At 36.3% G+C, this 21,569-nt stretch carries 16 protein-coding genes; 5 read left to right on the top strand and 11 right to left on the bottom strand.

Going from position 1 to position 21,569, the window contains the following annotated elements; all coding sequences use genetic code 11:
• Positions 1-66: 66 nt before the first annotated feature.
• Entirely contained in the window at positions 67-936 is an 870-nt protein-coding gene (locus I5677_RS01775; RefSeq protein WP_197659830.1) for a carbohydrate ABC transporter permease, read from the bottom strand.
• Positions 937-952: 16 nt separating this feature from the next.
• The gene (locus tag I5677_RS01770; RefSeq protein WP_197659829.1) at positions 953-1,882 is read right to left on the bottom strand and encodes an ABC transporter permease; all 930 of its coding nucleotides are present in this window, start codon (positions 1,880-1,882) and stop codon (positions 953-955) included.
• A gap of 382 nt (positions 1,883-2,264) precedes the next feature.
• On the opposite strand from I5677_RS01770, the gene I5677_RS01765 reads away from it, so the two are divergent.
• Both I5677_RS01765 and I5677_RS01760 read left to right on the top strand, forming a co-directional pair.
• On the top strand, positions 2,265-3,077 hold the full coding sequence (locus I5677_RS01765) for an AraC family transcriptional regulator (protein ID WP_197659828.1): 813 nt from the start codon (positions 2,265-2,267) through the stop codon (positions 3,075-3,077).
• 122 nt (positions 3,078-3,199) lie between these two features.
• Positions 3,200-3,724 (top strand): substrate-binding domain-containing protein, encoded by a 525-nt coding sequence (locus I5677_RS01760; RefSeq protein ID WP_197659827.1) that lies wholly within the window; start codon positions 3,200-3,202, stop codon positions 3,722-3,724.
• A gap of 262 nt (positions 3,725-3,986) precedes the next feature.
• On the opposite strand, the gene I5677_RS01755 is transcribed toward I5677_RS01760, so the two are convergent.
• The 8 genes from I5677_RS01755 to I5677_RS01720 form a co-directional block, all read right to left on the bottom strand.
• Complete coding sequence (locus tag I5677_RS01755) at positions 3,987-4,910, bottom strand: permease (protein ID WP_330617780.1); 924 nt, start codon at positions 4,908-4,910, stop codon at positions 3,987-3,989.
• A complete protein-coding gene (locus I5677_RS01750; protein WP_408632530.1) occupies positions 4,885-5,745 on the bottom strand; it encodes a DUF362 domain-containing protein in 861 nt (286 codons plus the stop codon). Before I5677_RS01750 ends, I5677_RS01755 begins: the two co-directional genes overlap by 26 nt.
• Before the next feature lie 650 nt (positions 5,746-6,395).
• Positions 6,396-10,388: an efflux RND transporter permease subunit gene (locus I5677_RS01745; RefSeq protein ID WP_197659826.1), complete on the bottom strand. Its 3,993-nt coding sequence runs from the start codon at positions 10,386-10,388 to the stop codon at positions 6,396-6,398.
• A 205-nt stretch (positions 10,389-10,593) separates the two neighbouring features.
• Positions 10,594-11,745 (bottom strand): carcinine hydrolase/isopenicillin-N N-acyltransferase family protein, encoded by a 1,152-nt coding sequence (locus I5677_RS01740; protein WP_197659825.1) that lies wholly within the window; start codon positions 11,743-11,745, stop codon positions 10,594-10,596.
• Positions 11,746-12,017: 272 nt separating this feature from the next.
• Positions 12,018-13,604: a peptide chain release factor 3 gene (locus tag I5677_RS01735; RefSeq protein ID WP_197659824.1), complete on the bottom strand. Its 1,587-nt coding sequence runs from the start codon at positions 13,602-13,604 to the stop codon at positions 12,018-12,020.
• A gap of 298 nt (positions 13,605-13,902) precedes the next feature.
• On the bottom strand, positions 13,903-15,237 hold the full coding sequence (locus I5677_RS01730) for a hemolysin family protein (protein ID WP_197659823.1): 1,335 nt from the start codon (positions 15,235-15,237) through the stop codon (positions 13,903-13,905).
• 298 nt (positions 15,238-15,535) lie between these two features.
• Positions 15,536-16,048, bottom strand: a complete 513-nt coding sequence (locus tag I5677_RS01725; protein ID WP_197659822.1) for a ferritin — start codon at positions 16,046-16,048, stop codon at positions 15,536-15,538.
• Positions 16,049-16,114: 66 nt separating this feature from the next.
• Entirely contained in the window at positions 16,115-16,600 is a 486-nt protein-coding gene (locus tag I5677_RS01720; protein WP_197659821.1) for a ferritin-like domain-containing protein, read from the bottom strand.
• 369 nt (positions 16,601-16,969) lie between these two features.
• Here I5677_RS01720 and I5677_RS01715 point away from each other — a divergent pair, with 369 nt between their 5' ends.
• From I5677_RS01715 to I5677_RS01705, 3 genes are all read left to right on the top strand, one after another.
• Positions 16,970-17,926 carry an AAA family ATPase gene (locus I5677_RS01715; protein ID WP_197659820.1) on the top strand — a complete coding sequence of 319 codons (957 nt, stop codon included), beginning with the start codon at positions 16,970-16,972 and terminating at the stop codon, positions 17,924-17,926.
• 71 nt (positions 17,927-17,997) lie between these two features.
• Positions 17,998-19,122 (top strand): DUF58 domain-containing protein, encoded by a 1,125-nt coding sequence (locus I5677_RS01710; protein WP_197659819.1) that lies wholly within the window; start codon positions 17,998-18,000, stop codon positions 19,120-19,122.
• Between the two features lie 140 nt (positions 19,123-19,262).
• A complete protein-coding gene (locus I5677_RS01705; protein ID WP_197659818.1) occupies positions 19,263-20,489 on the top strand; it encodes a hypothetical protein in 1,227 nt (408 codons plus the stop codon).
• A gap of 12 nt (positions 20,490-20,501) precedes the next feature.
• Here the strand turns inward: I5677_RS01705 and I5677_RS01700 are convergent, their stop codons facing one another.
• The gene (locus I5677_RS01700) at positions 20,502-21,563 is read right to left on the bottom strand and encodes an ABC transporter permease (RefSeq protein ID WP_197659817.1); all 1,062 of its coding nucleotides are present in this window, start codon (positions 21,561-21,563) and stop codon (positions 20,502-20,504) included.
• Positions 21,564-21,569 lie beyond the last annotated feature (6 nt).

Genomic DNA, 21,569 nt, shown 5'->3' with positions numbered 1-21,569 from the left:
GCTACGTTGATATCTAACGGCATACCTTCATAGTTAATTATTATATTAATATAACTTCGGAATGTATTATTCCTTAATTGCTCCCAGGGTAACTCCTGCTATAAAGTATCTCTGAAGGAACGGATAAATCATAACAATAGGAAGTGTTGCAAACATAACAGACGCTGATTTCAGACCTTCACTTGCCATCGGAGCTGTAAAGCCTTCCTGTGTAGCCGTTTCTATGGACGAAAGATTATTGATTACCTGATAAAGCTTAAGCTGTATCGGAGCAAATTTTGGTTTTGTCATATAATATAGTGCATCGGAAAATCCATTCCATCGTCCTACGGCATAAAACAATGAAAGGGTTGCCAATACCGGCTTTGATAAAGGCAGATATATTTTTAACAATGTGTTAACAGGTCCTGCACCGTCCAGCTGCGCTGATTCCCGAAGACTATCCGGTATCCCGTAAAAAAAGCTTCGCAGTATTATCATATAAAATATAGATAAACTGTTAGGAATGATTAATACAAGGGGATTATCAATTAAATTTAACTGCCTCATCAGTAAGTAATTCGGTATTAAACCTGCACTAAAATACATCGTTAGCAACATCATACCATTTAAAAACTTCCTACCCTTTAAATTATCCCAAATTAGTGGGTAAGAGCATAATATCGTCATAACAAGTGAAACCACCGTACAAATTGCGGTTAGCAATGCTGTCCACCATAGGGAACGGACAAATGCAGCATCCTCCAGAACATAGTGATAGGATTCAAATGTTAATTCAACTGGAAAAAATGAAACTCGATTATTAATCAGCGCCTGTGTAGAACTTAGAGAACGAGCCGCTATATTAACGATGGGCATTAAACATAACAATATAAATATAAAACATATTACTGCAATAAATAGATCTTCTGCTCTTCTTTTTTTTGATTTTACCATAAGTCTGCTCCTCCCTTTACCATATTCCACGTTCGCCAAACTTTTTCGCTACGGCATTGGCAGTTAATAAGAATATTACGCATATAACAGATTGGAACAGTCCCACTGCAGCAGTAAGAGAGAATTGGAAACCTCTGATACCTACACGATAAACATATGTACTTATAACATCCGCCACCTTCATAACCATACTATTCATCATAGCAAATGGACGATCAATTTCACTTCCTAAGATACGCCCCAAATTCATTATAAGAAGTACAACAATGGTAGAACGGATACCAGGCAATGTTATATGCCATATCTTTCTAAGTCTCGATGCCCCATCCACTTCGGCAGCTTCGTAGAGCTCAGGATTAATACCTGTAATAGCAGCAAGATATATGATGGTATTCCATCCCATCTCCTTCCACACGCCTAATACAATGTACGTTATGACATATAGAAAATTTTCCGTTAGAAAATTAATTGGGTCCGCCCCTATCTCTGCCAATAATACATTTACTACACCGGTACGAGGAGCGAGGAGTTGTTTTGCTATACCGCTTACAATAATCCATGACAAAAAGTGTGGTAGATACAGAACTGTCTGTGTGAATTTTTTATAACGGCGAAATACTAGTTCGTTAAGTAATAAGGCTAGTATAATTGGCATAGGAAAACCAAATAGTAAGTCAAGAGAATTCAACATCAAGGTATTACGAAATGCATTCCAGAAATCTTTAGATGTAAAAGCTTCTTCAAACCATCTATACAACGGATCTGACCAGGGAGAATCCCATACACCCTTAAACATATTATAATCTTTAAATGCCATCGAGATATTTGTCATAGGCAGATATCGAAAAACAATGGCAAAGGCTAATGGTAATGCCATCATTAAATAGAGTGTCCATGTTCTTTTCAGATATAAACCTAGTTTGTGTCCGACACTTTTTTGCTTCATAAAGTCCTCCTTATTGGTTAGATTTTTCTGATGTTATAGCTTATAAAGCCGATTTATCAACTCATCGCATATGAATCATTTAAAAAGTAAAATCATCTATCATCAGACTTTGTACATTTTTCACATAAAATCCACTCAGATAAACTGATTTTAAATCATTATAACAATTAAATTTTTGAAAAGACATGGAAAAACTTTAGAAAACATGTAAATATTATGGTTTATTTTTGCAATTTTAACTATAATATGTTATTATATAAACATGCATTAGCAGTTATCTATTTAATGTTATTTTTTAAATTGATTTTATTTATTTACTTTTTTCACCCGCCCACACTTAGTTAAAATCAACCATTTCTATGTATCAATAAGAGGGATGAATATGAATCAATTGGACGAAGAGGTTCTCAATAATATTGTAGCAACAGTAGATTACTATAATCATAGAATATGTACTCCTAGTTGGAATATATCAGAAGATATTATAAACTTTGTTGATATTACCTATGTAATAAGCGGACAGGCTGAATATACCATTAATAGGAATAAATATATCGTATCCTCCGGTGACCTACTATGCATACCGGCAGGTAGTCTACGGGCGGCTATCAGCTGCTCGGAATCACTTATGGAATGCTATAGTATCAATGGAGTCATACGAAATATAGAAGGTGAAGATATTACAATGCCCCTTCCGATTATATGTAACATTGGTATACATAAAGATATTATTGAACTGTACCGAGATTTAAACGCTGTGTGGAGACTCCGTGATCCGGGTTACGTTTTGAAGGCCCGGGCCATCTACCTAATGCTATTACAACGTTACTTTCAACTTATTATATATCAGAAGGATACAAGCATCATTGATAAAAGAATTAAAAAGGTACTTCATTATATGTCAAATCATTATCATGAGCCCCTTACTGTTCAAAAAATGGCACAGTTGGTCAACTTAAGTGACATGTATTTTGGAAGTTTGTTCAAACAAGAGACCGGAATGTCTTTTCGAAAATACTTAACATTAATCCGTATTAATCGTGCTGAAGACATGCTGTACAGCGGTGAATTTAAAGTAAATGAAATAGCAGATGCCTGTGGTTTTTCCGATGTGTTTTATTTTAGCCGGTTATTTAAAGAAAATCGTGGTTATGCACCTTCCAACGCCATACGGACAAAAAAAACAAAAATATAGCATAGCGAAAAGGGCTGACAGGAATCTTATCTGCGTCTATACCAAGAAGTGTATCTGCAACATCTCTAAATGCTTTTAACTTAGCTTCAAGCTCTTCAATACTTCTAGGTTCATCGCCCTATGTGGCATTAGATGACGAAATTTCAGGATATATTGCCGTGAAGCATCTTCTTGACATGGGACATCAGGATATAATAGGTATTTTTACTCATAGTGACCGCCAGGGCCTTCTACGATATAAAGGTTATATGAAAGCATTGATGGAACTAGGCTTACCTATACAGGAAAACCTTGTCTTCTGGTACTCCAAGGAAAATATGCAGCAGATACTAAACGGCGCTCCCCTTTTGAAAGGACTGAACAAAAGCACCGCTGCGCTATGTTACAATGACAGCCTAGCTTTAATGTTAATTGATTTGCTGAAAGAACACGGTATACGTGTACCGGAGGATTTCTCTGTTGTGGAAATTGATAATTGTGAAATGGCCGGTATAAGATCACTCACCACTGTTGTACATCCTGCAGAACAATTGGGCAAAGCATCTGCAAAGTTGTTGCTTTCAATGATGAACGGCAAGGAAGGAAAGAGCATTTTATTCCCTCCTGAATTGATTGTGCGAAACTCCGTACAAAGAATGAAAGGTTAATTAGGAAGGACTATAAAATAACTGGGACTTTTTCATAGTATGGTCTATAATAAGAAGGAACATAGGGGGTCACCACACACAAGTTGGAGTACACATCCCCTACTTTGTTTCCCTTACCACGTACATAAATGTTCGCGTTAGGTAAACAAAGTAGAGAATATGTTCTCCAAATAGTGCATTAAGGTGACCCCCCATGCTCCTTCTTATCCAAGGCTTTTCTATCTATATATGCAAAAGTCCCAGTTATTTTTATACAGCGATATTATGTTAAAAAATCCCCGATTATTAAACCGCTTATCACCGCAAATAAAATCACGTATATAAAGTAAAGAATAAACCGTTTGGTTCCAAGAACAATTTTTACTGCTCCAAGGTTTGTAATTTTGGTAGCCGGTCCGCTTATCATGAATGCAGTGGCAGCTCCCATACTCATTCCTGAATGTAACCATTCTGCTAATAACGGAATGGTTCCTCCTCCACATACATACAACGGTACGCCTATAGTAGCAGCCATGAAAACTCCCAGCTTACGCTGGCTTCCGAAAAAGCTTACAAAGGCATCGGTCGGTACATAGCGTTGAAACAGCACGGAGAGGACGATACCAACAAGTAAATATCCACCGGTCGCTTTGACATTCCTACCAATATTTTTCAATAACCGTAATAGAAGGTTTGGATCTGTATCCCTATTACCGGACTTTTCAAAGCCCGAAAAATCAAAAAACTTTTTCTCACGGTAAAAAAAATGAATGCAGAGCCCTGCTAAAATACCGCATAATGCACAGGCTATAAACCGAATGATTAAAGCGCCTTTCCCTAGAACCGCACTATAAATCAAAAGCTGAGGATTTAATAAGATGGAACTCATCATAAATGCCGCTAACCAATCTTCCCTCATACCTTTTTTTGCAAATGATGCAACTATGGGAATCGTTCCATACATACAAAGTGGTGAAGCAATTCCCAATAGACTGGCAGGAATAATGCCAAATACACCAAATCGTTTCTCTTTCATTCCGGCAAACAAACCATGAATTTTATCCTTGCCAAAGACAGCTATCACTGATCCGAATACGATACCAATTAACCAATAATGAAAAATCTGTTCAAAAAGAATCGTAAAATAATACCAGAAATAGATAAACTCACGTCTTAATACATTACTCATCAATATTAACCAGTTCATAGGACATTGTTCCAACACCAATTTCCTGCGCATAATCAAGCGTATGTGTTCCGTTTCTTGATTCAATGCGGGTTCTTAAGCTTGCACTTTCCTCTTCAGGAGCGGCATACACCTGGTCAACACAGGCTTTATCAAGTGCAACCGGGTCAAGAGATGCTAAAATACCAATATCTGCCATCTCTGGAGCAGCCGGACTGTTGTCGCAATCGCAGTCTACAGAAAGATTATTCATAATACTAATATAGATAATATTCTCTCCGGCATCATCAACGATTGCTTTTGCCGCTTCCGCCATAGATTCTAAAAACTCATTCTGAATATATCCCCCACTTAGCCAGCTGTTGGTTTCTCTTGCACCGGCAGTATGTATTAGATTTTTACCTTTCGGAGTAGCAAAACCGATGGACATATTTTTAATTGCTCCTCCAAAACCGCCCATGGCGTGTCCCTTAAAATGTGACAGTATGATATAGAAATCATAATCTTCATAATGGGAGCCTACCAGATCTTCCGTCAGATGTTTGCCGTTTTCAATCGGCAAGCTTATTGCTCCCTCAGCGTCCAGAATATCTACCGGTGCATATTCTGTAAAACCGTGATCCTTCGCTGCCTGCATATGAGCTGCTGTACTGGCACGTAAACCGCCATATGCCGTGTTACTGTCTACAAATGTACCATTCACGGTAAGAACCAGATCTTTCACCAGCTCCGGTTTCAGATAATTATTACCTCCCGGCTCTCCCATATGTACCTTGACCGCCACCTTACCTGATGCTTCCCTTCCTAACGCTTCATAAATGCGTATTAAGGCTTCCGGACTGATGTCCTTTGTCATGTATACAATTGATGGATCTCTTTCTATAATAGTGGTATCTGTTTTAATATCCTGCTCACTTGCTTCATTGTTTGTATCATCGTTCGTATTGCTGTTTGTATCATTTTCTTCTTTGTTTTTATCTTCAGTTTCATTACCTACTGTCTCTACTGTCGTATTTTCGTTGTCATCCTTTGAATCGTCTTTCATTCCACATGCCGCTAAAGAGGCTAATACAAATATTACAACTAAAAAAATCGATATTTGTTTCTTCATGATAATATTCCTCCATATAAATAAATATGAAACGATTGCTTCATTTGTAATAACTTTACATGGTATATAAATACAAATCAATTACAGTTTTATATTAATTATATCAAAAATTATATTTTGACATTCATATACATGAGAGTATTTTCGTTTCTTTTAGGCTCTTAGTTTACTTTCATTTTATAATTTTTTTTCGCAAGTGCGTTATCTTGATAAAAACAATATATAATAGGGAGCATTCCCTCTTGAATAAAATAGGATTTACATAAAAATATGCTCCTCCTTGCTGTGCATATACCGTCTGTCCAAGGAGGAGCATATCATGATTTATAACTTATCTGGTTTTACTGGTGAAACTAGTCTGTCTTTTTGCTATATCCTATTTTGTTCTCATTTCATTATATTTCTTCTTCCACCATACTCTTACTACGATGGAATATATCATAGATGCAAGGTACCAAAAACAGAGTAAGAAGCGTTCCGTAGATTAAACCTCCGATAGCAACAATAGCCATTGGTTGTATCATATCAGCACCCATACCAAACCCAATCGCCAAGGTGGATAATCCCAAAATGGTAGTGAATGCAGTCATAATAATAGGTCTTAATCGGGTTCTGCCTGCTTCCACAATTGCTTCTTTCTTATCCATCCCTGCTCTTCTAAGCTGGTTGATATAATCTACCAATACAATACCATTATTAACAATGATACCCGATAGCATTACGAATCCAATCATAGCAATTACGCTCACTTCGTTTCCTGTAAGGAACAAACCTAGGAATCCGCCGGTAAAAGCTAAAGGCAGCGTAAACATGATAATAAACGGTGATAATAAGGATTGGAATTGCGCAACCATAATCAAATACATAAAGATAACAGCTAATAAAAGCATTAACGACACCTGCTCTAAGGCCTCATTGGTAGATTCGTTTTCACCTGACATGGTAAATGAATATCCTTCCGGCAATTCATATTGATTTACCAGTTTTTCTATCTCGTTACCCACCAGACCTATATTGTATTTTTTATCTACTTCAGCGCTGACGGTGATGTATCTTTGCTGGGAGGTGCGATGAATGGATGCGGGACTTTTGGCATCAATAAATTCTGCAATTTCTGATAAGAGAATCTCGTCTTCACTTCCATCCATTTCTTTAACTGTTATTGTTACTGCTTCTAAATCTTCTCTGGTTAATGTTTCATCTTCCTGACTTTTTACAAAGACATCATAATCCTTTGTGGCGGTAGCAATCGTAGTAGCCGAGGTAGTTTCCCTAAGCTTTTTATTCAATTCCTGAAACACCTGTGCTACGGTTAAATTATAAGCAGATGCTTTCTCCTTATTCACAATTACTCTAAGTTCCGGTGTGGTTTCTTCCATACCATCCGATACATTAACGGTCCCATCCACGTTCGTTACAATATCGGCTATGTCAACAGCAATTTCCTGCAGTTTATCGAGCTCTTTACCCTTGATTTGAACTTGAATTCCGCTGCCACCCATAGCACTCATATCCATGGAGTTTGTTTCAACGATAATTTCAGCCTTTAGGTCCTTGGTTTTATCTAATATCAATTCCTCTAACTCTAATCCGGACAGCTTTTTATCCTCTTTTAATACCAAAAACATAGAAACCGAATTCGTGGAAGATCCTCCTCCCATACCTAACATGGAACGGGTTCCGCCACCTGCCATTGCTCCGACCGCTTCTACATCCTCAATTTCCATAATTCGTGTTATGACTTCATTCGATATGTTCGCTGTCTCATCTAAGGGAGTCCCTTTTTCTGTTTCTAAAGAGATGGATACCTGAGTACTTTCCATTGGAGGCATAAATGAAGTTCCATTGGATATGGCTCCTACTATGCTTAACACCAGCATGATAATTGTCACTAGGATAACGACCGGTTTGATTCGTAATGTTCTTTTTAACAGTTTGCTATATAACATCGCAATCCGGTCAAAGGTTTTATTCTGTTTTTCAGTCGTGTTTCTTAATAAACCTGCACCCATCATCGGTACAAGGGTTAATGCAATTACCAAACTAGCTAATAGGGAATAACCTATGGTAAGACCCATATCCACAAACAATTGTCGTGTGATACCTTCTGTAAATACAATTGGTAAGAATACACAGACCGTTGTCAGGGTAGAAGCAATAATTGCCCCACTCACCTGTTTCGCTCCTTCCACCGCTGCCTTTTTCGCAGATAATCCTTCATTCCGTAGTCGGTATATATTTTCTATGACAACAATGGAGTTATCAACCAACATTCCGACACCCAGGGCAAGACCCGATAAGGAGATTACGTTTAATGTAATACCGGAGAAATACATTAACGCTACTGCCGTCATAATACTAATCGGTATGGAGCATGCAACTACAAAGGTAGGTTTGATATCTTTTAAAAACAGGAATAGAATAAATATCGCTAAGATACCACCAAAAATCATATTTTGCACAACAGAATTAACCACTAGATCAATATAAATACCCTGATCCATCAAAGGGAGAATATTAAGGCCTTCGTATCGAACCATCAATTGCTCAAATTTTTCATTAATTCTATCTGATACTTCCCCGGTAGAGTATCCAGTTTGTTTTTGAATCTGAAGAATTAATCCCGGAGTGCCATTAATAACCGAATAAATCTCTCCTGAATTATCCATGGTAGCGACTTGAGCTACATCGGACAGTTTCACAGGCTCTACACCCTCAATCTTCATATCCATAAGGATTAGGTTATTAAGGTTGTCTAAATCCCTTATCTTATCTCCTACACGAATTAGATACTCCACACCTTCCTCTGTCACATAGCCGGCCGGCATGGTAAAGTTTTGAGCCGCAAGAATCCCTTTTATCATATCAGAGGTAATTATGTTTTCAAGATTCGCTTTCTCGTAAGCAGTTTCCTTCGTTTCCTCAAAACTTGCTAAGGATTTCTCTAATTCCTTCTCACCGCTGTCAATCTTATAAGCTGCAGAACTCATCTCTATCGCAGCAAGAAATTCGTTTTTACTTAATTCCTCTAAAGCTTCATTTACGGTTGATTTTCCCGATTGTATATCATTTTTTGCAGAAATTAAAGCAGCTTTCCCTTGACTAATTTGCTCTTTTCCCGCTAGCAATTCGGTTTTTGTAGAATTTAAGCTTTCTTTTCCGGCAGCAATTTCTGTTTTTGCATTCTCAATTTCTAAAAACCCTGCATATACTTCCAAGAGCTTACGTTCAACTTCTTCAGGAGTCATATCAATAACCGCAATCTGTTGCTCTATCTGAATTAGCTGTTCCTGTAAAGCAGAAACCTGTTGTTTTAAGGTCTCTAGCTGAGTTTTTAATTCATGCGGGGCCTGATCTCCCATAGTTTCTATCTCGCTGATTCTTAGAGATGCATCCTCCATAGCAAGTTCAAGCTCACTCTTTGATGAATTAAGCTTCTCTAATCCCTGCTTCACTTCATTTAATTGTTGTTTAGCCAACTCCAGCTCATGTTCCTTACGGATCAGTTCCTGCTCTCCGGTCAGTAATTCCTGTTCCTTTGAAGTCAATTCCTGTTCACCGGCAATCAAATCCGCTTCCTTGGCCTCTAATTCCTTCAGCTGTTTCTCGATTTCCAGTTCACCTTTTAACATTTCCAGCTGATTATCATTGAGTTTTGACTTCGCACTGGATAGTTGTTCGTTCGTGCTTAATTTGCCTTCTTCAAACTGTTCCCTACCCTGAATTAATTCCTCTTGTGCCTTTTCTAATTTATCCTGTGCTTCGGCAAAAGATTTATCTAAGGCATCACGTATCTGTACATTAACAGCATCTATCTTATCCTGCTCAATAATGATATGGATTGTTTCCTCAACTTCACCATTGGCTGATACACTGGCTACACCTTCAATACTTTCTATCTCCGGTGTAATGGAATTTTTAACGAACTCTGTTAATTGCGCGCTATCAAGACCAGTTTGACCAATGGAGGCTACCATAATCGGTAACATATCCGGATTTAGCTTCATGATAATAGAATTACCGACTTCCTCCGGCCAGTAGGACCTAATTTGATCCAAACTTTCCCGCATTTCTATCGTAACCGAATCCATATTGGCAGTCTGCTCATATTCGCAGATTACCAAAGACATATTTTGGCTGGATGTAGATCGAATATTACTAATGTTACTAATCGTCGCCATGGACGATTCCACCGGCTTTGTTACAACCATTTCTACTTCTTCCGGACTTGCTCCCGGATATGTAGTAATGACAATGGCATAGGGTAAATTAATACTAGGTAATAGATCCGCAGTCATATTCGTAAAGGACACTACTCCCAATACAATTGCTAATACAATCCCTACCAGTACTGTGTACGGTTTTCTTACACTGATTCGTGATAACATAGATACCTCCAAGTCTTCCTGTTTCTTCTTATACAGTCTAATAATGTAATGTAATTTCAGTTATTTATTTTCCATGTTTCTTATGCCGTTGTCAATAAAGATTAAGCAGTTTATAAATATATAAGATTATTCATTTTTTATACATAATTATTGCTATCTTTTCTTAGTTTTATAGGACTTGGAGTCAGGCGTATCTCTGTACCGATTAATTTTTAGAGTTCTTTATGATTAATATTAATACCGTTACTAGTATTACTGTAGTTAGAGCTACACCGATTGTTTTGAACACATTAGCTCCTGTTCCTTCTATAGGATTATCCCCGTTTTCTTCCCTGACATTCTCACTTTCAATATTTCCCCTTGTGATATTTTCCTTTGTGGCGTTTTTACTCATAACACTTTCTATAATATCGCTATTCCCGTTATTATCTGTTTTTTTTGATAATTCATCGTTTTTCATGTCTGAGATTTCTATATCAGAAGATGGTGAATGCCTATCCTCGCTTCCTACCATTGGCGTTTCAAATATCATCATTTTATTATGAAACAAATCCTCAAGGTCATAATTATTATGTTCTTCTGCTTTCATTTTTTTAAGTTCGTTTAGCAAGTTTATTTTTATAGGCTTATAAAAGTCTCCCATATAATACACGTATACTACTTTTTCATTTAGATCATAAACGTTTGAATATCTGGTACCTCCATTTCCCCAGTCTTGTGAAGTTGCATCCAATATCCTAGTCATTGTTTCGTATGTAAATTCCTTTTCACTGTCCTCCAACATACTTTTAGCCTTTTCATATCTGGAACATGGATATCCCCCCAGATCAGGATTTGATAACCAGAAATTTGTAATCAACTGATACTCTTCTTTTTTGGGTATGATTTTTAAATCATTTTCCATCCATTCTATTACAACCGAATCCCCTGAAGCATCTGCAAACATCAAGTGATCAGCATAGCTGGAGGGAATGTTATACTCCTTTACCATTTCTATAACTTCCGAAACATTGGCACACTTTGAAATTATTATCTCACCCAAATCCATTCCCAAATCAGATTTTCGTTCATCATAAGGAACTTCGGATCTTGGACATGTTGCCCCATCATAAAATAATCCTTTCTCATTCATGCCACCTTGCACATAAGACGAGTTCGCAAAACAGATACGACCATAGGTGTTTTTACCTGGTGCACTAATCCAAAGATTTGATGAAATCTGATACATCCAATCTTCATTATTCCCTGCTAATACACTACCATTATACTCTTTCATAAATATAGTACAGGCAGATACATCCAACTCTTTTGATAAAAAGAAAACTAAAATTAATGCCATACAAATAATCCTCTTCATTTTTTAATCCTCCATCTTCATTCTTATCAATATAAATTTTTACGGTAATCAAAGCAGATGCTTTTATATCATTATAAGTAATTTAAAACATGGAAAATTAACATTTTATGCTCATTAATAAATGTTTTCTCGCTTACCTTTACGTCAATCATAGAAAAAGATGTTATAAAATAATCATAGCCCCTACTGATTATTTTGTAACATCCCTTTTCATAAATATCATATTTATAAATGATAATTTATCACCTTATCAGATAAAAAAATCCAATTAACTACCTGCCAAACTCTGATAACTTTAAATCTTTATTTCGATCCAATGCCGTCTGTATACTCCATCTGTGAACAAACAGCAATAAAGGATTTCCTTTTAAATCCTTAACCTTTTTTGTATCCGAGGAAACACTTAAGGTGTTTACGTCAATGTTTTTGTTCTCAACCCATCTGATATACTCATAAGGTAACATATCCAAAAGGACCTCAACCCCGTATTCGTATTCCAGTCGATATTTTAGTACATCAAATTGCAGCACCCCAACGACTCCTACAATGATTTCTTCCATACCGGTGTTATACTCTTGGAATATCTGAATAGCACCTTCCTGTGCAATCTGTGAGATACCCTTTAGAAACTGTTTTCTTTTCATGGTATCGACCTGCCGCACTTTGGCAAAATGCTCCGGTGAAAATGTCGGTATTCCTGCGTAGGTGAATTTCTGATCCGGCATACAGAGCGTATCCCCAATGGAGAAGATACCTGGATCAAAAACTCCAATGATATCTCCGGCATAAGCTTCTTCTACTATCTTACGTTCCTGTGCCATCAACTGCTGAGGTTGCGCCAGCCTGATCTTCTTATTCCCCTGTACATGATTTACTTCCATACCAGCCGTAAACTTTCCGGAACATAACCGTATAAAAGCAATACGGTCTCTATGGGCTTTATTCATATTGGCTTGAATTTTAAATACAAAGGCTGAAAATTCATTATTAATCGGGTCAATTTTTCCCTCCGAGGATTCTCTTGGTAAGGGTGATGTAGTCATAGATAAAAAGTTCTTTAGAAAAGTTTCAACACCAAAATTAGTTAACGCCGAACCGAAAAATACCGGTGTAAGCTCTCCGTTTAATACAAGATCTAAATCAAAATCACTGCTTGCCCCATCTAAAAGCTCAATTTCTTCTGATAAGATATCATGATTATCTTTTCCAATCAATGTATCAACCTGTGCATCCCCCAACTCTACTTCAACGCTTTCCAATGCTTTTTGACCGTTGTTCGCGGCATAGAAACGGGTAATTCGTTTGGAATTCCTATTATAAATCCCTTTAAAATTCTTACCCGAACCGATTGGCCAATTAATCGGACAGGTGCGTATTCCTAATACGCTCTCAATTTCATCCAGTAATTCAAAGGTATCCTTAGCTTCACGATCTAACTTATTGATAAACGTAAAGATCGGTATGTTTCTCATCACACATACCTTGAATAACTTTATAGTCTGATTTTCAACACCCTTGGATGCATCAATTACCATAACAGCTGAATCTGCTGCCATTAAGGTTCTGTAAGTATCCTCCGAGAAATCCTGATGTCCGGGTGTATCCAATATATTAATACAATAATCTTTATAATTAAACTGCATAACGGAAGAAGTAACTGAAATTCCACGCTTCTTCTCAATCTCCATCCAGTCTGAAACTGCATGTTTTTCAGTTTTTCTACCCTTTACGGATCCTGCCAGATTAATAGCACCACCAAACAGTAATAACTTCTCCGTTAAAGTGGTCTTTCCGGCATCCGGGTGAGATATAATAGCAAATGTCCTTCTTCTTTTTATTTCATTCTTATACTCCAACAAATTAACCCCTCCATACGTTTACATAAAACCACTTCATCATATAATAATTGCTTGACCTTGTCAAGGTTACATATCATTTATTAGCTATTAACTATATTTCTAATACTATAAGTAAGTTACTATTTATTCATTATAGTATGTAACAAATTATTACATAGCATAAACCCATGTTAACATAAAAATATCAAGTAATTCTTAGTTGTATATATTACTTAGAACTACTTGATAAAATTATAATAAATAATGATATGACTCCTCATGCGGTACATGAAGTTGCTGCAAAGGAAGTTCATATACCTTAACCATTGTTTCCTGTTTCATATTCCTTCTTTGTTTTTCCCACACTAAGGATGGCCTTCTCAATTCTCTTATCTGTAACCTCAACTGCTTGTATTCGTAGATTTTTATAAGTTATCTCGCTTACCTGTCCCTTCGGCGGTATATCCCCAAACAGATTAATAAAAAATCCGTTTAATGTTTCATAATTTTCTACAGGCAACTCAACACCAATCAGCATTTCCAATTCATATAGACTTATCATTCCACTTACTTCATAAGTAGAATCATCAATTTTTATAAACTCCTGATCCTCTTCATCCTCGTATTCATCAAAAATATTGCCTACAATCTCTTCAACCATATCTTCAATTGTAATAATACCTGCCGTACCGCCATATTCATCAATCACAATTGCAATCGGGGTCTTGGCTAACTGCATCTCCACAAAGAGCTTATCAATTTTTTTCTGTATCGGAACAAATAAAGGTTCTCTTACATAATCCACCAAATTAAAATCCACTGATCTGTCTCCGACTATAAGCGGAATCAGATCTTTTACATGTAGGATTCCGATAATGTTATCAATGTTATCCTCATAAACAGGAATTCTTGAATATTGTTCTTCTTTTACAACTGTAATTAAATCGTTTAATTCAATTGTTATCGGCACTCCTACCAGTTCAATTCTATGAGTCATAATATCTGCCGCTACTTTATCATTAAATTCAAAGATATTATTGATCATAACTTTTTCCCGTTCATCGATGGCACCCTTTTCTTCCCCTACATCTACCATCATACGAATTTCTTCCTCTGTTACATCATCATCCAGTGAATTGGGATCAACTCCAAATATTCTGACAAAGAAATTGGTAGAAGCCGTAAGTAGCTTAACAAACGGGTTCGTTATTTTAGACAACAGATTAAGCGGCTTTACAACGAAAAAGGCTATACTCTCTGCCTTTTTCATAGCAACCCTCTTCGGTACCAGCTCTCCTAAAACCAATGTAAAATAGGATAGAATAATTGTGATGAGGATAACGGTAATCACCTTAAGCAGTGAAGCTGATATTGGTAAGTTATAATCCCTCAAAACATTTACAATAGGATCTGCAAAGGATTCTGCTGCAAATGCACTTGCTAAAAAGCCGGCCAGAGTAATACCAATTTGAATAGTTGCTAAAAAACGGCTTGGTTCTCCCAAAAGTTTAAATAACAGTTTTGCCTTTTTATTGCCTCCTTCTGCCATTCGTTTAATCTTATTATCATTTAATGATATAAGAGCTATTTCTGAAGCAGCAAAAAATGCATTTACGGCTATTAATGCAAATAAAAACAATATTTTAGAAAACAAAATTGAAACCTCCTGTAAAGTATATAATGATCATATCCTATGATTCGTTACTTAGTTATAAGAATTTCTATGATGTGCAATATATCTATCTTTCTTTCAAGAAATGTTCATCATAAATCACTTAAAACTTTTCCATATCACGAAAATAGATATCGGTAAATACGTTCAAGAAAGAACGTTATTCAACGATATCTATAGTTTATCATAATTATGGAATTATAAAAGTATAAATTTACATTTTTATATGTTGCTCCGTGTACCAGCCTTCAAAGATACCCTTGCTTACTCCTTAATGATATTACAAAACATAAGTAGGCGGAGTGTATGTTCTGGCTTTTAGTTCATTGTCTAACATATATAAACCTTTAGGATCACCGGCGAACAAATCGAATTTTTTAATATTATCATCAGCATTTTTTTCTTCTTCTAACTGTTCTTTGATGAACCAGTCTAAAAACTGCATTGTACGAAAGTCCTTAATTTGAGATGCTGCTTCATAGATTGTATTGATTGATTCCGTCACATATTTCTCATGTTCAAATGAAATTACTAACGGATCACGAAATGTTGTATATTCTCTATTGGGAGCAGCAATGGAATCAAGTACTATACGCTCCCCATTGTTAAGCAGATACTGACGAAACAGCATAGCATGGTCTCTTTCCTCCTGCGCCTGAACATAATACCAGTTCTCAAACCCACCAAGATTTTGATCTGCATAATAGTTTGCCATATCTAGATATAGATAAGCAGAATATAACTCTTTGTTGATCTGTTGGTTTAATAATTCTAATACTTCTTTTTGTAACATTTTCTTCATCCTTTCGTTTTTGTAATATTTTATACCTTAAATTGTTCTCGAACCAACTTAATTAATTTAATAAGGCTCTCTAAATGTAAACTCTGCCGACTCAACCCATTCTTCCGGTCTGGAAACTCTCTTCACGAATTCTTCTAATAAGACGCAGTGCTTATCCTCCTGATTTATAAGATAACCAAACACTTTTTTCGATTGCTCTTGAGAGGATCTATCAAATAATTCTTGATAGAATTCTTTACTTTGTTCCTCTTTTTCCAATGCCAGTCGATATACATCCAGTTGAGTCGCCATTATCTTGATTTCTGATTTAAAATCAGGTAAATCCTTAAAGATAGCTTGGACCTCAGATAAAATATTACTATCGGTCAGAGGAAGCTCAATCTTATCTGCATAACTTTTTAATATCATTGCATGCTTTTCTTCTTCTTTTTGCAAAAGCGTAAATACTGCTTGTACGCTGTTACCTTCATTTAATTCGGCCTGTTTCCTGTAATAACCTTGTAAATCATATTCCAACGAAAGAGCTAAATCCAGTAATTCCATATCATTCTCTCCTTTTCTTAAAAATTTTAAACAGAAAATCTAATCATTCTACGATGTTTTTTTGCAAAAATTAATAATGATATTTATTACTATTATTATATTACTCTTTCCATGTTATTTCAAGGAAATTTTTTCATATTATTCTTATGATTTGTTTTTTTATGAACAACTTTATATGCATATCAATAATTCTTCATATTTTCACACTATTAACGTTATTGTATAACAGCCGCAAAGATGTTATAATAGGATAAAATTTCTATATAATGGAAACTTACTGTTGGGAATTTAACTTTAGGGAACTCATTATCTCATAATACTCGATATTCAACTATCCCTAAAAAATAAACAAGAAAGTCAGGTGTACTTATGGAAATCCGTACAATACAAGAAAAATCGACCATGATTAAAGAAAATATCAATAAGGTTATTATCGGTAAGTCGGAAATTATTGATTTGATGTTAACGGCACTCCTATCCAACGGACACATTCTATTAGAGGATGTACCCGGCACAGGTAAGACAATGTTAGCAAAGTCCTTATCCAAATCAATTGATGCTGGCTTTAAAAGAATTCAATTCACTCCGGATCTTCTTCCATCCGATATCACCGGTTTGAATTTTTATAATCAAAAGCAGGGTGAGTTTACCTTTCGAAGCGGCCCGGTCTTTACTAATATCCTACTGGCTGATGAAATCAACCGTGCCACTCCCAGAACACAATCCAGTTTATTAGAATGTATGGAGGAGCGTCAGATTACCATTGATGGAGAAACAAGACATCTTGATCAACCTTTCCTTGTAATAGCAACGCAAAACCCGGTAGAAACCTCGGGTACCTTCCCGTTACCGGAAGCACAGCTTGATCGTTTTTTGATGCAGGTTCGTATTGGCTTTCCGACAAAGGAAGAAGAACTGGATATATTAAATCGCTTTATGAAAGAAAACCCTTTGGAGACACTGGAACCTGTATGCTCGAAAGAAGATTTGCTGAAAATGCAGCAAACCGTGAAATCAGTATTTATTCATACTTCTTTGATGGAATATATGATAGAAATTGTAAATAAATCAAGAGAAATGGATCAGATTGTACTCGGTGTCAGTCCAAGAGGAACTCTGGCTCTACTTCGTGCATCCCAAGCTTATGCAGCAATTAAGGGTCTGTCCTTTGTTACCCCTGAGATTATCAAGCACCTGGTACCTTACATTTTGGCTCATAGAATTATCTTAAGAACTAGTCTAAACCGATCAGCCTCTTCCTTAGAGGTAATCGAACGGGTATTATCAGATACGACTGTTCCAACCGAGGATTTTTCTGGGGTGTAACTATGTCCAAAACGTAAGGAATTCCTGAATACAAACAGCAGACGAACGTACAGGAAGGGAGGCAGATAACAATGGGTATAATATATGCTTTAATCGGTGCATTATTATTATATCAATTGCAGAAATATCTGTATAAAAGATATTGGAATAAGCAACTAAAAGTCAATCTTTCCATATCAGAAGACCACGCAATTGAAGGAGAAGACCGTATCCTTACGGAAACCATTATAAATAAGAAGCTGTTACCTATTCCGATTATTAAAGTTAAATTCATGACCTCCAGATATTTCACCTTCCATGATATGAGTAACGCAACGGTATCTGATAATTATTACCGGAATGACCTACTCTCTGTCATGATGTATCAGAAGATTTCCAGGAATATCTCGTTTCGCTGTGCTCGTCGTGGGTATTATACCATTGAAAAGATTCATGTTGTTTGCAGCGATTTACTTGTTGTGTCTGAATATGTCTGTGGATATGATGTAAACGTTCATCTATATGTATACCCTCGCCCGGTTGATTATAACCGACTACAGATCCCATTTCAAAAAATGCTCGGTACTGTACTCACCAAACGGTTCATAAACGAAGATCCTTTTGAATTCAAGAGTATCCGTGAATATCAGTCCTACGATACACTAAAGACCATCAATTGGAAGGCATCGGCAAAAACGGGGTCTTTAATGGTGAATGTATTCGATTATACTGCTTCACAACAAATTAAAATTATGATGAACTTAGAACCTGAGGCTCTAAAAAAACAGGAGGATCTGTTAGAAGAAAGTATGCGTATTGCCGCAGCTTTAGCTGCGAAGTTTATAGAACAAGGGGTACCGACTGCATTTTATACGAATGCACTTGATATATTAACAAAGGAACCAATATTCATCCCGGCTGGATCGGGAACCAATCATTTAAGGACAATCAACGAATCCCTTGCACGGATTGATACAAACCTAGATGTTCCTGCTTTCCAACCAATACTAAAAGAGGAATGCCAAGGAGCACACCGTAATGATTATATTGTATTGATATCCACCTACCATAAAGAAGATTTACAACAATTACTTTCTTCAATGCTTCAGGATAAAACTGATTTTATGTGGATCGTACCATATAGTAAAAACATCTCCATAAAAATCGATACAAAATTACAGCCCTATACATATGAATGGGAGGTATATGAAAGCTGATACCGTACCATTACCCGTTGAAAATACGTGTTAGCTTATTGGTTTTACAGAATTTGTTCTTTGTTTTACACAATTTATGATATATTAATTGAAGTAAATTCATTTCATCACCGAAATAATTCATAGAGAAGGATGGTATTATGAAATTAAAACTACGGATGTCCGTTGTAGATATCATTGATATGATTCAAAGGTTTCTTATTGCCTACTGTATAATAACAATCGCACTATATCATATCGACAACTCTGCAGCCCTTTATAATCTAGGGTTGTTTCCCATTCCCTTTCTCTCGTACCTGATACAAAAAAATTCCAAGCATATCTGGTCTTTTATTTTGTTACATTGTTGTATCCTACCGTTTTATGTTTTTACAACTTTTCATCCGGTTGCTGTGACTGTATTTAGTTTCTATATTATTTTAACGGCAATTATTTCATTCATTTCAAAACACCATAGCTTCGTCAGATTTAACATTTATCTTATAGCTGTGTTTGTATTGCTTTATCTGATACTTTCCGGATTAAAAATAACTTATTTGGCACAGTTCACCTTATCCTTAACCATTTTATACACTTTGTTGTCCATCTTTAATCTGTATCTTCAAAACTTAGATAAATACTTTCACAGTCATGCAACCATTACTAATATTCCATACCAACAAATTAAGTCATCCAATAATATCTTAATGCTGTTTTTGGGAGGTTTATTTCTAATTGTAATGTTGGTATCTTACGGTCTTCCTTTAACAAATTTACTGAGCCGTATCGGTAAATTTATTCTACGAATCATACTCTCTCCACTTCGATTACTTACAGGTAACGAAACAGAACCCGAAGAAACTCTAGAGGAAGAGACAGAACAAACCCTACCTCTAGATACCGAATCCTCTGAACTACTACAATTTATTTTTAAGATAATTGAATGGCTCTTTATCCTTCTTGTTGCCGTCGCTTTGATAGCTCTTTTCACTTATTCCGTGTACAAATTATATCAATACTTTTATCGGAAACGAGTAAATGATTCGATGGACCGGATTGAGTATCTTTCACCGTTTATAAAAAAAGAGGCTACCAAAAAAACTCCCCGTAAATTTGGCTTTCATCTATTCGGTAGATCAAACAACGCCGTGATTAGAAAGCATTTTTTCAAGGCAGTATCCTCGTCAGCGGATGCTAGTAAGAAACTGCAGAAGAATCTAACCCCCACAGAAATAACAGAACTGATGAAGCTTGGAGGCAAAGGTACTGATCCTGCCATAATGGCCGAACAAAGAAAGTTGATAACCGCATATTATGAAAAAGCGAGATACAGTAATGAGGAGTGTAGTAAGGAAGAGGTAAAAAAGATTAAGGAAATGTTAAAATAAATTTTTTCCGAATTATTCACGGGACATGCCCCTAATTACAATTACCTCTGCTATTATCGTAGGAATTACACCAAGTACTACGATAAAAAACCGTTTTCTAAGTACTATTTCCTTATAATACTGAAGCATTCCTTCTCTTTCCCTGAGCATATCTCCCATTTTCCTCCATTGGCTGACCCAAAAGTCAAAGTCAGACCAGCGGTTAGGTATCAGTGAGCTAGGAAAAGTAATACGAAAATCCGTCAGCTTAAACAAAATCATACTAAATAGGATTATAGAAAGATAACCCAATATAGATAATATCAGTGAGGCTTTCCATCTATAAACTTTACGAAGCATTAAAATGACTATCCAGATAACACATAGCCATACGGGTATATGGACTACTCTGTCTGCAAGATACCGATATGCATAACCATTGATATAGGCAGCGGGCTCACCAAGACCATAGGTAGAGACAAACTCTTTTGCTAAAGTATCTGCATTATGTGTCTCTGAAAACTGCAATTCCATGCAGCTATATTGGTCTGATATCCCATTCTCCTCTGCTCTGATGATTATCATATTTCTGTTTCCCTTTTTCATAATTCCTCTTATGATATATTCTTTCTCCCTAAGCTTAAGCTTCATTCCCACAACATTCTCTGAGCCAAACAGTTTCCGTGCTGTATCTCTATCCAGTATACAACCAACCAAATCCTCGGAAGATGGATAGCCCCCCAGTACGAGCATCCCGGGATGAACCTTTGACATATCACCGGCAACTGTGACTAAGGAGACATCTAAGGATCGTTTCATTCCTTCCCTACTAACTAAGATATTTTCTTCTCTTTGCCATAGGGTTATTTCGGGGATGTTAGCATCCTGTCTGTCACTCATACTCTGAAGTATATATTTTATCTGCTGCTCTGTTAATTGGGGACCCACATATCTTACACTAACCCCTGAATGATAATCTTCTATCTGTTTTTGATTAACTATGGAACCTGCCCATAAAAGAACGCCAAATAGTAGGACAACTAGATTTTGTATAGCTTTTTTGATAGGAATGTTAATAACCGTCTTCTGTATCATTACCTT

This window comes from Mobilitalea sibirica (genome assembly GCF_015999265.1).
Lineage (GTDB): Bacteria > Bacillota > Clostridia > Lachnospirales > Lachnospiraceae > Mobilitalea > Mobilitalea sibirica.
This window is presented reverse-complemented; position numbering and strand designations above follow the sequence as displayed.

What these genes read in the sequence shown, in the direction of transcription:
- I5677_RS01775 (WP_197659830.1), bottom strand. Translation starts at nt 936, where the DNA reads ATGGTAAAATCAAAAAAAAGAAGAGCAGAAGATCTATTTATTGCAGTA.
- I5677_RS01770 (WP_197659829.1), bottom strand. Translation starts at nt 1,882, where the DNA reads ATGAAGCAAAAAAGTGTCGGACACAAACTAGGTTTATATCTGAAAAGA.
- I5677_RS01765 (WP_197659828.1), top strand. Translation starts at nt 2,265, where the DNA reads ATGAATCAATTGGACGAAGAGGTTCTCAATAATATTGTAGCAACAGTA.
- I5677_RS01755 (WP_330617780.1), bottom strand. Translation starts at nt 4,910, where the DNA reads ATGAACTGGTTAATATTGATGAGTAATGTATTAAGACGTGAGTTTATC.
- I5677_RS01750 (WP_408632530.1), bottom strand. Translation starts at nt 5,745, where the DNA reads ATGACAAAGGACATCAGTCCGGAAGCCTTAATACGCATTTATGAAGCG.
- I5677_RS01745 (WP_197659826.1), bottom strand. Translation starts at nt 10,388, where the DNA reads ATGTTATCACGAATCAGTGTAAGAAAACCGTACACAGTACTGGTAGGG.
- I5677_RS01740 (WP_197659825.1), bottom strand. Translation starts at nt 11,745, where the DNA reads ATGAAGAGGATTATTTGTATGGCATTAATTTTAGTTTTCTTTTTATCA.
- I5677_RS01725 (WP_197659822.1), bottom strand. Translation starts at nt 16,048, where the DNA reads ATGTTACAAAAAGAAGTATTAGAATTATTAAACCAACAGATCAACAAA.
- I5677_RS01720 (WP_197659821.1), bottom strand. Translation starts at nt 16,600, where the DNA reads ATGGAATTACTGGATTTAGCTCTTTCGTTGGAATATGATTTACAAGGT.
- I5677_RS01715 (WP_197659820.1), top strand. Translation starts at nt 16,970, where the DNA reads ATGGAAATCCGTACAATACAAGAAAAATCGACCATGATTAAAGAAAAT.
- I5677_RS01710 (WP_197659819.1), top strand. Translation starts at nt 17,998, where the DNA reads ATGGGTATAATATATGCTTTAATCGGTGCATTATTATTATATCAATTG.
- I5677_RS01705 (WP_197659818.1), top strand. Translation starts at nt 19,263, where the DNA reads ATGAAATTAAAACTACGGATGTCCGTTGTAGATATCATTGATATGATT.
- I5677_RS01700 (WP_197659817.1), bottom strand. Translation starts at nt 21,563, where the DNA reads ATGATACAGAAGACGGTTATTAACATTCCTATCAAAAAAGCTATACAA.